This window comes from Streptomyces sp. NPDC006925 (assembly GCF_042869575.1).
Classification (GTDB): Bacteria; Actinomycetota; Actinomycetes; order Streptomycetales; family Streptomycetaceae; genus Streptomyces.
This window is the reverse complement of the sequence record NZ_JBIAGB010000009.1, coordinates 216375-228647: the sequence shown is the minus strand read 5'-3', so window position 1 is coordinate 228647 and position 12273 is coordinate 216375. Positions and strand designations below refer to the sequence as shown.

At 72.7% G+C, this 12273-nt stretch carries 11 protein-coding genes; 7 read left to right on the top strand and 4 right to left on the bottom strand.

All coding sequences use genetic code 11. The features are described 5' to 3' along the window. The first annotated feature begins 233 nt into the window (after positions 1–233). Complete coding sequence (locus ACFYNS_RS15565) at positions 234–1034, top strand: hypothetical protein (protein WP_388603221.1); 801 nt, start codon at positions 234–236, stop codon at positions 1032–1034. 180 nt (positions 1035–1214) lie between these two features. Here the strand turns inward: ACFYNS_RS15565 and ACFYNS_RS15560 are convergent, their stop codons facing one another. Together ACFYNS_RS15560 and ACFYNS_RS15555 are read right to left on the bottom strand one after the other, a co-directional pair. Further along, complete coding sequence (locus ACFYNS_RS15560) at positions 1215–1670, bottom strand: hypothetical protein (RefSeq protein WP_360294639.1); 456 nt, start codon at positions 1668–1670, stop codon at positions 1215–1217. A 225-nt stretch (positions 1671–1895) separates the two neighbouring features. After that, positions 1896–3167 (bottom strand): helix-turn-helix domain-containing protein, encoded by a 1272-nt coding sequence (locus ACFYNS_RS15555; protein WP_388603219.1) that lies wholly within the window; start codon positions 3165–3167, stop codon positions 1896–1898. Positions 3168–3391: 224 nt separating this feature from the next. Here ACFYNS_RS15555 and ACFYNS_RS15550 point away from each other — a divergent pair, with 224 nt between their 5' ends. The 4 genes from ACFYNS_RS15550 (at position 3392) to ACFYNS_RS15535 (ending at position 7450) form a co-directional block, all read left to right on the top strand. Continuing rightward, positions 3392–4015, top strand: coding sequence for a flavoprotein (locus ACFYNS_RS15550; protein ID WP_388603218.1), 624 nt, complete (start codon positions 3392–3394; stop codon positions 4013–4015). Between the two features lie 898 nt (positions 4016–4913). Then, a complete protein-coding gene (locus ACFYNS_RS15545; RefSeq protein ID WP_388603216.1) occupies positions 4914–5519 on the top strand; it encodes a TetR/AcrR family transcriptional regulator in 606 nt (201 codons plus the stop codon). Further along, positions 5516–6703 (top strand): FAD-dependent monooxygenase, encoded by a 1188-nt coding sequence (locus ACFYNS_RS15540; RefSeq protein WP_360294472.1) that lies wholly within the window; start codon positions 5516–5518, stop codon positions 6701–6703. The genes ACFYNS_RS15545 and ACFYNS_RS15540 overlap by 4 nt, the downstream gene beginning before the upstream one ends. A 342-nt stretch (positions 6704–7045) precedes the next feature. Next, positions 7046–7450 (top strand): VOC family protein, encoded by a 405-nt coding sequence (locus ACFYNS_RS15535; RefSeq protein ID WP_360294475.1) that lies wholly within the window; start codon positions 7046–7048, stop codon positions 7448–7450. Between the two features lie 160 nt (positions 7451–7610). On the opposite strand, the gene ACFYNS_RS15530 is transcribed toward ACFYNS_RS15535, so the two are convergent. Next, positions 7611–8462: an NAD(P)H-binding protein gene (locus ACFYNS_RS15530; protein WP_360294478.1), complete on the bottom strand. Its 852-nt coding sequence runs from the start codon at positions 8460–8462 to the stop codon at positions 7611–7613. A gap of 194 nt (positions 8463–8656) precedes the next feature. Here ACFYNS_RS15530 and ACFYNS_RS15525 point away from each other — a divergent pair, with 194 nt between their 5' ends. Together ACFYNS_RS15525 and ACFYNS_RS15520 are read left to right on the top strand one after the other, a co-directional pair. Beyond that, a complete protein-coding gene (locus ACFYNS_RS15525) occupies positions 8657–9349 on the top strand; it encodes a TetR family transcriptional regulator (protein WP_360294481.1) in 693 nt (230 codons plus the stop codon). Positions 9350–9485: 136 nt separating this feature from the next. After that, positions 9486–9869, top strand: a complete 384-nt coding sequence (locus tag ACFYNS_RS15520) for a VOC family protein (protein ID WP_360294484.1) — start codon at positions 9486–9488, stop codon at positions 9867–9869. A gap of 229 nt (positions 9870–10098) precedes the next feature. Here ACFYNS_RS15520 and ACFYNS_RS15515 read toward each other — a convergent pair whose 3' ends face one another. Beyond that, the gene (locus ACFYNS_RS15515) at positions 10099–12252 is read right to left on the bottom strand and encodes an MFS transporter (RefSeq protein WP_388603211.1); all 2154 of its coding nucleotides are present in this window, start codon (positions 12250–12252) and stop codon (positions 10099–10101) included. Positions 12253–12273 lie beyond the last annotated feature (21 nt).

The window sequence follows — 12273 nt, the reverse complement described above, 5'->3', positions numbered from 1 at the left end:
GCCCGGGCGGCCCCGAGACCCGGTTGTCATGCACCGCCGTCACGCACCGCCGTCACGCACCGGAATCGTCGGCCGACGGTGCGACATCCTCGACCATGGCGAATAACTGATCGGTATACAGATGGATATACAGACGGTCTCAGTGTGCATCCCCGAGCCGGGGCCGCCGGTCTCGTTCTGCGGAGCTCTGCGCCGCACATGAGCACAGAGCGTTGAGCACAGGGAGATGCACAGTGCGAGTCGCTATCCGTCGTACGGTCCTGACCGCTTCCGCGGTCTCCTTCGCGCTTCTGGCCACTGCCTGCGGTGGTGGCGAGGGCAGCGACGAGGACAAGAAGGCGAAGGGCGGGGCGGGGTCCGAGAAGCCGGCGGCGAAGGCGCTGTCCGCCGACAAGCTGGAGAAGCTCGTGGTCACCAAGGACGACCTCAAGGACCACGAGGTGAAGAAGCCGGGCAAGGACGAGGCGTTCGAGCCGGGCTCCGTCTCCGTCGAGAAGGCCGAGTGCAAGCCGGTCGCGCAGGCGCTGTCGGCCCTGCCCGCTCGCGCCCCGAAGGCGACCGCGCAGCGGCTCGTCGTCCACAAGTCCAAGGCCGCCGAGAAGGGCATGCCCTCCACGGAGGAGCTCGGCGAGATGACGGAGAAGCAGGCCGAAGAGGCGACGATCGACTCGCTCGACATCACCAAGACCCTGACCTCCCTGTGGTCCTACGACGCCGACGGGGCCGAGCAGGCGCTCGCCACGCTGCGGAAGGCCGGCAAGAAATGCGCCGGGGGCTTCACGATGACCGCCGACGGGGAGAAGCAGCAGGTCACCAAGGTCAGCGAGGAGAAGATCTCCGCCGGGGAGGACGCCGTCGCCTGGACGATCGGCACCAAGCAGGACGGCTCCGCCGCCGACACCAAGGTCGTGGTCTTCCGGCAGGGCACCACGCTCGCCGGGTTCTCGTCCTTCAACATCGCGTCGGTCAGCCGGGGCGAGGACTACAAGCAGCCGACCGCCCTCATCGACGCGCAGGCGGCGAAGCTCGGCTGATCACGCGGCCGCGCCGGAAGCCTGACTCCGCGGCCGCGCCTGTACCGGGGCCATGGTGCAGGCGTCCGGTCCACCGGGTGCAGAACGTCTCTTCGGGGGTCCGGCGACGCGCCGGTCCGGGAGGTCCTGCCGTGCGCACAGGCGGCAGGACGGCAGGACTCTCCGTTGCCACGACACACTTCAGCCCCTCTCCCATGTCGGCGCGGCCTGCGTGGGCGCGGCCTGCTGGGGCGCGGCGGGGCGGGGCCGGGGGCCCAGGTTCTGGGTGATGGTGGCGTGCAGGGCGGCGTGCAGGGCGGCCGTCGGCGTCAGGGAACCGGCCGGGGTGCAGGGAACGGCCCAGTGCGGCCCGGGCGGATGCAGGCGGCTGCTGGGCGGCACCGTCACCCAACTCGCCTCGCCCAGCACCTGCACGGCGGCGAACTCGCAGAAGGACCACCCCTGCGCGCTCTCCGGCTCGACAAGCCAGTACAGCCTGCTGCCGTAGGGGTCGCGGATGACCGCGCCGGAGGCGGAACCGAGCCGGGTCAACACCCCCTCCCCCAGGTAGGCGGGGACGCGCACCGCGTCCCACCACTCCCCGGCGGGTAACAGCACGGCATCCAGACCCTTCGGCAGTGGCCACCACACGGTCACGGCTTCTCCTGTGCGTCTTCAGCGGCTTCGGCCTCTTCCGCGCCACCACGGCGTGGCGCTGGTCGTCCCCGCGCTGTCGGGCGCATCCACTTCCTCATGCTCTTCGCATGTCTCTATGTGTGGGGACGCGGCCCACTCTGCCGACAGCACCGACCGGAAAGTGTCACCAATGTGTGACACTCCCGTCGCACACCGTGGCCATGAACACATCCGCTTTCCGGTCCGTCACAGGCAGAGCCACGCGGCCATGTTGTCCAGCGAATCGGGGGTACGGCGGCGCTGGGCCACCAGGCCGTTGATGGTCTCGCGCGCTCCGGGGTGGTACCGGGTCTGCTCCGGCGCCAGCTTGCGCGCTGTCACCACGGACTCCAGTGCCGCGTCGCAGTGGCCCGTCTCCATCTCGGCACGCGCGCGGTCCACGTAGAAGTGCGCCCTGCGGGACATCGGCCAGCCGTTCGGCAGCCGGACGTCGCGGGACTTCTCCAGTGCCTTCCCGTAACGCCGCAACTCGACCTGTGCGGACACCTCGTGCACAGCCACGTTCGCCGGTCCGAAACTCAGCCAGTGCACCCGCCCGGCCTCTCCGGTGCGTTCGGCGTAGGAGGCCGCCTCGCGCAGATGGTTCTCCACCGCGTCGCCGTCGTGTGCGCGGGCGGAGATGACACTCGCGCCCAGATGCAACTGGCCGCGTACGACGAGGGTGTCGCGAGCCTCCGAGGCGGCACTGCCCGCACCGCCGGCTCCCGAGAGCACTCTGTGCCCCGCCTCGATCAGCCGCAGGCCGATGGTGTGCTCCCCCTCGCGAAAGTAGGAGAGTGCGCGCATGTACTGGCGCACGGCGGCCAGCAGGGGGTCCGATCCGCGTTCGGCGGCCCAGCCCAGCCGGTCGAGCGCGATGGTGGCCAGGTCGTAGAAGCCGAGCTTGGTGGCGATGTCGTGCGCCGTGCGGTACGCGGACCCGAGCGTCTGCCACCGCGCTGTGCTGCGCTCCCGGTGGGCTGCCGCGGTGGCCTCCGCGATGAAGGGCGGCAGGGCGTGCGCCGCCTTGCTCAGCTGCGTGGCGCGCACCATGCGGCACAGGTCGTCGGCCCGTGCGGCGAGTTCGGCCGACGGCAGGACACCGGTCCGTTCACCCTGTCCGCTCGCGTCGCGCAGTCCGTGCGCGTCGGTGAGGTCGTTCACGTCGCTCACGTCGTGCAGGTCGTACAGGTCGTACAGGTCGAGTGCCTCGCGGATCGGGCGGATGAGGGCGGCGAGGCGGTCCTGCTGGAGCTCGGTGACGTAGGGCTGGCCCGTCAGCACCGTCACGTCGATGCGCAGCACCCGCGCCACCGCCGAGATCAGGTCGGGCGAGGCGTTCTTGCGGCCTTCCTCCACCTGCCGTAACAGGCTGTAGGAGTACGGGAGCCGCGCGGCGAGCCCACGCTGCGTCAGCCCGGCCAGCTTGCGCTGGTGGGCGATACGGACGCCCGCGTGTTCTTCCTGCTGCCCGCGCATCCGCGACTCCGTTCCTCGATGGCCCCGGAACCGTACGCACGGTGAGCGGCAGCGGCGGATTTCAGCCGCGAGCACCACTCGATCGGGTGCAGTCGAGTTGCACGAGCGCGCCACGGTGTGAGATTCACGCTGCGGCGCACGGTCGGCGGCGGGTGCCGCCTGTTGCGGCGGCGGTTGCGGGCTGCGCGGCCGCACTGGTTGCTGGGTTCGTGGTGAAATGCGGCATGGCTTCACGCGTCCTGTACCTGCTCGGCTGCGCGGCGCCACCTGTGCTGCGGATCGCCGAAGTCGTCCGCAGCGCCCAACGGGCGGGCTGGGACGTGTGTCTGGGGCTCACTCCCACCGCGGCGCACTGGCTGGCGGAGCAGCTCCCGGAGCTGGAGCAGCAGACGGGACATCCGGTGCGCTCCCGCTACAAGGTGCCCGGTGGGCCCGACGTCTGGCCGCCCCCGACGGCCGCCGTGGTGGCACCCGCGACCTTCAACACCGTCAACCAATGGGCGCTCGGGCTCACGGAGAAGTTCGTCGTCGGGTTCGCCGCCGAGGCGATCGGCAAAGGCATACCTCTGGTGACGATGCCGTGCGTGAACGCGGCCTATGCCCGACACCCACAGTTCGCCCGGTCCCTGGAGTCCCTGAGCCGTGCGGGAGTTCGGGTGCTGTACGGGGCAGAGGGCTTCACCCCGAACGCGCCCGGCGAAGGCCGCCCGGAGGCGTTCCCCTGGGAGTGCGCACTGAGGGCCGCGGCCGAGGCGACGACGGAAGCCGCATCCGGCCCCCGTGAAGCGGCCCCGAAGGAAACGGAAGAGGCCCCTCCGGTGGAAGGCGACGGAGCGGGCCGCCCCTGACCGCGGGGATCACCGCCCGGAAGCAGCCCGTGCGTACCGACTTCCGCACGGCGGCCCGACCCCCGGGGGCGGGTCGGTTCGACTCCGGGGGGCCGGGGCGGCCCGCCGAACGAGCGGCGCAGGGCGCCGGGGCGCCGGACCGGCGGACCGGCGGGCCTGGCCGCACTGCCGGACCGGCCTGCCGAGGGACCGAGGAGCCGAGGAGCCGAGGAGCCGAGGAGCCGAGGAGCCGAGCCGAGACCGGAGGCCTGACGGCCCGACCCGGTCGGCCGGAGACTCGGCCGGGCAGCCCTGAGCGACCGGAGCGGCACGGCGCCCGGCGACTCCCGCAGGCCAGGGACCGGGGGCACAGCCCTCGCAGCCCGACGGTCCGCACCGCACTCCGCCCGCCGCACCCTCCGGCCCGGGCGGGACCGGGCCGGGCTGCTCCGCCCGGCCCAGGCGGCCGGATGGAGGCAGCGCCCACCACAGTCGCTCCGGCTCGCCCCCTCCGGCCGTGGACTCCCCCACCCCCGTCGGTTACCCGGTGCCCGGTTCCCCGTCCGACCGGCCCGGCTACCCACCCCGGTCCGCGAGCCGGTCGGCGAGCCGGTTCCCCGGCAGCCCGCCTCCCCGCGCCTCTCCTCCCGATCGACCCGGCACACCCCTGTCCCCGGACCCCCGCAGCGTTCCGAAGCGGTACGCGCTACTCTTGGTCGTACGCCTTGGTCAATCGCCCAAGCTGATTGCCCAGGGCGCACGCCCGGGAACCGCGCGGGCGCGCCAGGGGCGCCCGCCGCCATGCGCGATCGGCACGAGCAGAGGCCTCCGCCACGGCGGCGGGCCCCGGCCCGTGCGGGCCGCGCGTCGGCGCAGCGGGCCACGGTCCGTGCACACCCACCGTCGAGGGAGGAGCCCCATGCCACCGCCCCCACCGCCCCCACCCACCGCCGCCGACCGGGGCCGAGAAGTGCGGCAACGTCTCCTGCGGGCCGCCGCCGAACTCATCGCCGAGCGCGGCTGGTCGGCAGTCAGCACCCGCGGCGTCGCCGAGCGTGCCGGGGTCGGACAGGGCCTGGTGCACTACCACTTCGCCTCGCTGGACGCGCTGCTGCAGCAGGCGGCTCTCGGCACTGTCGAAGAGTTCGTCCGGGAGTTCACCGCGCTCATGGAGTCGGCCGTCTCGACCGAGGAGGCGCTGGACAGCGCGCTGGGCTCGCTGGACGGCTTCTCCGGTACGGATCCGATCTCGCTGCTGTTCACCGAGACCTATCTGGCGGCGGCCCGGGACGAGGAGCTGATGCGCGCACTGGCGCGGCTGCTCACCCGCGCCCGCGACGGGCTGGCCGACCGGTTGAGCGACAGCGGGGTGCCGCAGCCGCAGGAGACCGCGGCCCTGCTGCTCGCGGCGGTCGACGGGCTGATGCTGCACCGGCCCGCTTCCCCTGCCCTCACATCAGCTGCCGTCGGCCCGGTTCTGCGACGGCTGCTCACCGAAACAACCCCAGGGAGTGAGACACCATGAAGGCCGTCATCTGCGGCGCGGGAATCGCCGGACTCGCACTCGCCCATCGGCTGGCCGCACACGGCTGGCAGGTGGAGATCGTGGAGCACGCGCGCGGACCGCGCGAGCAGGGATACATGATCGACTTCTTCGGCGTCGGCTACGACGCCGCCGAGGAGATGGGGCTGCTGCCGCGGCTGAAGGAGCTCGGCTACCAGATCAGCGAGGCGGCCTTCGTGGACGAGCGGGGCCGTCGGCGGGCGGGCCTGGACTACGCGCAGTTCTCCGAGGTGGCCGGCGGCAAGCTGCTCAGCATCATGCGGCCCGACCTCGAACTGGCGCTGCGGGAGGACCTGCCCGCCGAGGTGGAGCTGCGGTACGGCCTGAGCGTGTCGGACGTGGTGGACGAGGACGACGGCGTACGGGTCACCCTCGACGACGGCACCGTCCGGGAGGCGGACCTGCTGGTGGGCGCGGACGGTATCCACTCCACGGTGCGCGGCCTGATATTCGGCGAGGCGGGCTCCGACGAGCGGTGCCTGCGCTATCCGGGGTTCCACACTGCTGCCTTCGTCTTCGACGACCCGGAGGTGCGCGACCAGGTCGCCGGGCGCTTCTGCCTGACGGACACGGTAAGCCGCCAGATGGGTTTCTACGCGCTGCGCAACGGCAAGGTCGCCTCCTTCGCCGTGCACCGGGTGGACCCTGCCACGCCGCTTCCGGAGGACACGCGCAGCGCGGTGCGCGAGGTGTACGGCTCGCTGGGCTGGGTGGCCCCGCGGGCGCTGGCCGCGTGCCCGCCCAGTGCGGAGATCTACTACGACCACGTGGCGCAGACGGTGCTGCCCCGGTGGAGCCGCGGCAGGACGGTGCTGGTGGGTGACGCCGCCTACGCGGTGTCGCTGCTGGCGGGCCAGGGCGCGTCACTGGGTGTCGCGGGTGCGCATGTGCTCGCCGCGCAGCTGGCCGCCGCCGACGGGGACGTGCGCGCGGGCCTGGAGCGGTACGAGCGGATGTGGCGCCCGGTGGCCGAGGAGAAGCAGCGGGTGGCACTGCAGGGGGTGCGCTGGTTCCTGCCCGGCAACCCGACCTGGCTGCGGTTGCGCAGGGCCGCGATGCGGCTCTCCGGACTGCCCGGGGTCAACCGCATGATCGCCTCGGCGGTGACGGGCAAGCCGGCAGAGCTGGGAGAGCTGACCCGCTGAACGGCCGGACCGGCACGGGACGACAGGCGGACAGGGGGGACGGGGGGCCCTGGGGGGACAGGGGACCGGCCCCGTCGGCGGGGCGTGCGCTGCGGCGACAGGCCGCCCGCAGGAGCAGCACCCGGGGGCGCGCGGGCGGCGGCTTCGGAGGGCTTCCGGCGAGCCTCGGACGGGCTTCCGGAAACCCCGCGAAGAATCTTTCCCGGCTGCGATGAGTTCCGCCGTCGTACGCCGTCCAACCTGTGTAGCGCCTTCCACCCCGCCGCGGGAGGAGGGACGGATCCGAGGGGCGTCGCCGAGTGACGCCTGAACGCGCGGAGCAGCGCAGAGAAGAGGCACACCATGTCCCGGAAGATCTTCGTCAACCTGCCGGTGAAGGATCTGGACCGCAGCGTCGGGTTCTTCACCGCGTGCGGCTTCTCCTTCAACCCGCAGTTCACGGACGAGAACGCCACCTGCATGGTGGTGAGCGACGACATCTTCGTGATGCTGCTGGTGGAGCCGTTCTTCATGTCCTTCTCGCAGCGGGAGATCCCCGACACCGCACGGACCAGTGAGGTACTGGTGTGCCTGTCGGCCGACAGCCGCGCGGACGTCGACACGCTGGTGGACTCCGCTCTGGCGGCCGGGGCGGCGGCGCACGGTGACCCGATGGAGCAGGGCCCGATGTACGGGCGCTCCTTCACCGACCCGGACGGCCACATCTGGGAGGTCATGTGGATGGACCCCGCCGCCCTCCAGGGCTGACCGGCGGCCGGCGGTACCCGTGCGGCACCTGTCCGCACGGGTTCCGCCCGCACGCCCCGCCGCGGCGCGAAACCTCCGCCGCGGCGCGAAATCCGCCTCGTACACCGCCGCCTCCGCCACCGGGCGCAGCGCCACGCGCGCGAGGCGGCGGTGGCGCGTATCAGCGGAAGTCCTCCACGTGGTCGCGGGCCCACTGCGCGAAGCTGCGTCCGGGAGCGCCGGTGAGCTGCTCGACGCCCGGTGACACGTTCGCGGGTACGTCGACCGAGTGCGCGGCGAATCGGAGCAGGACGTCGGCGAACTCGTCCGGCGTACCGGCGGCGACCATGTCCGCGCGTGCCTCCGCGTGCGGAATCTCCTCGAACCGCAGACTCCGTCCGGTCGCCTCCGCGAGGAGTCGGAGCTGATCCTCCTGGGTCAGCGACTCGGGGCCGGTCAGCACCGGGGTGGGGCCGTCGCCCGCCAACTCCCCGGTGAGCGCGAGAGCGGCGACGGCGGCGATGTCGTCCTCGTGGATGGGCGCCGCGTGTGCACCGGCGTAGGCGGCGCGCAGTACGCCGTCCCGCCGCAGGGACTCCGCCCACCCGAGGGTGTTGGTGGCGAACATGCCGGGCCGCAGGTGGGTCCACGCCATACCGGCGGCCGCCGCGGCCTCCTCCACCTCGGCCTCCATCGTCCGGTGGTGCTCGGCGATGGGGTTGTCCCGCTCCAGCGGCATGGCGGACGGCACGACCGAGGACGAGGACAGGGTCACCACTCGCCGCACCCCGCGTTCGGCCGCCAGCCGCAGCAGTTCGCCGATACCGCGCCAGAATGCCGCGGGGTTCAGGAAGAGGGCGCTGACGCCGTCCAGTGCGGCGCCCAGGTCGTCCGCCGCGACCGGTACGGCGCCGTCGGGCAGCCGGGCGCGGTCCGGGGACCTCGTCAGACCGCGGACCTTGTGTCCTTCGGCGATGAGGCGCTCGACGAGCGGTCGGCCGACATTCCCGGTCGCTCCGGTTACCAGAATCATGTTGTTCCCCCTTGCTTCGACGGCTCGTGCGGCACTGCCGACACCTCGGCGGCCGTACGGCGTTGGCTTCCGATACGGGGCACGCTGCGGCAGCTGCCGCAGCGGAGGGCCCCGCTTCGCATCCTTCAACCAACTGGATGAAGAAGTCAACCGAATAGATGAACCAGTCCGGAGCAGCGGCTACGCTGGACCCCGTGAGCGACGAATCCGCCTCCCCGCCCGGCTCCCGCCGCCCGCGCCGCGCGCCACGCGCCACGGAGCGCCGGCTCGACCCTGAGCGCTCCTGCCGACGGCTGCTGGACGCGGCGATGGACGAGTTCGCCGCCAAGGGGTACGCCGGTGCCCGGGTCCAGGACATCGCCGACCGGGCGGGACTCAACAAGCAGTTGATCGCCTACCACTTCGGCGGCAAGGAAGGGCTGTGGAACGCCCTGAACCAGCGCTGGGCCCGGCGCGAGGAGACGTTCAACCGACCGGATGTACCGCTGGACGAGGTGATGGTGCGCTATCTGCACCAGGCCCTCGACGACCCCCGCGGCCCCCGGCTGTCCGCCTGGACCGGACTGACGGGCGCCGAGCCGGAGGCGGAACGCGAGGACCTGTCGGGCATGGAGCGCCGCAAACAGGCGGGCGAGATCGCGGAGGAGCTCGACCCCGGCGCCGTCCTCCTGCTGCTGATGGGCGCCGTCGCCACCCCCGCGGTGACCCCGCAGACGGTCCGCTCGGTGCTCGGCATGGACCCGGAGTCGCCGGAGTTCCGGGAGTTCTACACCGAACAGCTGCGCCGGATCGTCCGTCGGCTGTCCGAGGGTCCGGGCCCGGACGGACACGGGAACGGGAACGGGAACGAGAACGGAAAGGGGCGCAGGCACGCGGACGGAGGCTGAGCCTGCGGTCCTACGACCAAGGTCCGGGGCGGATCCCGGCATTCCGGCACCGGCACCGGAGTTGTACCGGGCAAGGGGCCTGTCTGGCACCGGACGCCGGGCCCAGGCCTATACCCGACCCAGGAGGAGACACGGGATGCCGGTCCAGCTCAACCACACGATCGTGTACGCCAGCGACAAGCAGCGCTCCGCGGAGTTCCTCGCCGGCCTGCTGGGCTTGGAGGTGCGGCCCCAGTTCGGCCCGTTCCTGCCGGTGGTCACCGCGAACGACGTGGCGCTCGACTTCGCCGACGCGGGGGAGAACCCGATCGCGCCGCAGCACTATGCCTTCCTCGTCTCCGAGGAGGAGTTCGACCTCGTCTTCGGCCGGATCGAGGAGGCCGGACTCACCTACTACGCCGACCCCATGCGCACCCGCCCCGGTCAGATCAACCGCAACGACGGGGGCCGCGGCGTCTACTGGCTCGACCCGGACGGACACGTCCTGGAGATCATCACCCGGCACTACGGCGGCGAATGACCGCCCGGGAAGCCCCATCCGCCGGCCGCCCCCGGCGACTGCCCGCACCCCGGTGGCTCCACCGGCCGCCCGCATCGGGAGGCTACCGCCCGAGGAGCAGCCCGCGGACGAGGAACAGTCCGCGAGCCAGGAGCAGTCCGCGGAGCCGCTCAGGCGCTTCCCGAGCGAGCGCCCGGCAGCGTCCTGAAAGTCCCTGCCGGCCGCGCGGAGCCTCGGGCACCTGGGGGCCTCACCCGCCGGAGTCCCCGCCGCCCTCGTCCTCGGGGCACGGTGTACCGCGCGGCAGCTTGTAGGGGGCCGCGATCCGGTAGACCCCCGGGCGCGGCGCGTCCAGCACCGTCCAGGTGTCCAGGACCGGCTTGTCCTTGCCCTCCGGGGGCGGGCCGCCGAACGTGGGCTCGGCCTTGCGCAGGCAGCCGTTGAGGTTCTCGCCGTCGTGGGAGGGCGGCGCCACCCGGTCGCCGTCCGCGTCGACGAGTCCGAGCCACGGGGAGTAGGGCACTCGCACGAGCACGCGCCCGCTCTCCCGCACACGTACGGTCACGCTCTCCGCGTCGGCGCGCTCCACCGATGCGGAGGCGTCGACCAGCGGCACCGGGTCCTTGACCCGGAAGAGCCGCCAGCTGTCGTCGGACCAGATCTCCTTCAGATACGGCTGGCCCTCCCCCACCAGCTTGGCCTCGGCGACGCCCCCGGCGATGTCGGGCGGGTCGGCGGGGAGGACGACGTAGTGCACGGCCCAGCGGCGCAGCCAGGCGTGGTAGCGCTCGGGGCTGAGGTCCTCTTCGTAGAAGAGCGGGTTGCGCTCCAGGTCGGCCTGCCGGTTCCAGCCGCGGGCCAGGTTGACGTACGGCGCGAGGGCCGAAGCCTCCCGATGGCTGTTGACCGGCACGACCTCGACCCGCGCCCGGTCCGCGTCCGCTTTCCTGAGCTGGGTGAGCAACGGTTCCAGCTCGCGGGACCAGTCGGTGTCGGGCGTGGTGTGCAGTACGTCCCAGGTGGGCTTGCCGATCTGCCAGCCGAACGTCACCAGCAGCGCCAGCGCCATGGCCAGTCCGCGGCGGGACCTCCAGGGCTGCCATCCGTGCCCCACCACGATCGGCACGGCCGCCAGCAGCGCCACGCCGCCGAACAGCAGTCCCAGCCGTTCCACGTTGGAGCCGACCTGCGAGGGGATCGCCCAGGTCAGCACGATGCCCAGGGTGTAGATGGCGCCCCCGACCCGCACCGCCGTCCAGGTCCTGGGGACCAGCAGGACGACCGCGACGGCGCCCAGGACGGGGAAGATCAGCGAAACGAAGGGCATCGGCTGCACACCGGTGAACGGGAAGAGCAGCGCCGAGCAGGCCACCACCGCCGGGGGCGGGAGGGCGACCGCGAACATCGCAGCGGGGCGGCGGGCCAGCAGCAGCGAGGCCGCCACCACCTCCAGGAACAGCCCGGCGACCGGGCTGGCCGCCGTCGCCAGCGCGGCCAGCAACACCGCGAGCGCCGCCCGCGTGTACCGTGCGGGCCGGCTCGCACGCCCGCCGCGCCAGCGGGCCGGCCAGGTCCACACGACCGCCACGGCCCCGAGCCCGAACAGCACACCGAGCGCGAAGGTGACCCGTCCGGAGGCGGCATTGCACGCGAAGGCGAAGGCGCCCCACAGCGAGGGCACCAGCGGCCGGGGCACCGTGCGGGCGAGCAGCAGTGACAGCAGGCCCGCCGACAGCACTCCGGAGATCATCAGCGTGGTGCGGACCCCGATGACGGCCATCAGGTAGGGCGAGATGACGCTGTAGGAGAAGGGGTGCAGCCCGCCGTACCAGGCAAGGTTGTAGGCGGAGCCCGGGTGCTCGCCCGCGAACTCGGCCCAGGCGTCCTGCGCGGCCAGGTCGCCGCCACCGCTGGCGAGGAACCACAGCCAGAGCAGATGGAGGAGCACCGCGACGGCCAGCGTGATGCCGACGACGGGGAGCGGCCGGGTGACGGCTTCGCGGTGGCGCTTCCGGCCCCCGCTCGGCGCCGCGGCCTTCGTGCCGTTCTCGGGGCCGCCGTTCTCGGGGCCGTTCTGGGGGCCGCTCTCGGGAGCCTCCGCTCCGGTGCCCGTTCCCGAACCGGCCCCGGACTGCTCGCCGCCGATCCCGGTTCCGGATTCCTTGCCACCGGTCCCGGCTTCGGGCCCGGAGGACCGATCCGTTCCGGTCCCGGAGGGCTCGCCGGTTCCGGGGCCGGAGGACTCCGTTCCCGCTCCCTCGCCGGAGGTCTCGTCCGTCCCGTCGCCGGAGGTCTCGCCCGTCCCGTCGCCGGAGGTCTCGCCCGTCCCGTCGCCGGAGGTCTCCGGGGCGGTTGCTGACCGGTTCGCAACCGCCGCGCTCCCGGCCGCTTCACCCTTCGGCACCGACTGCTTCCGTTCCGGGCG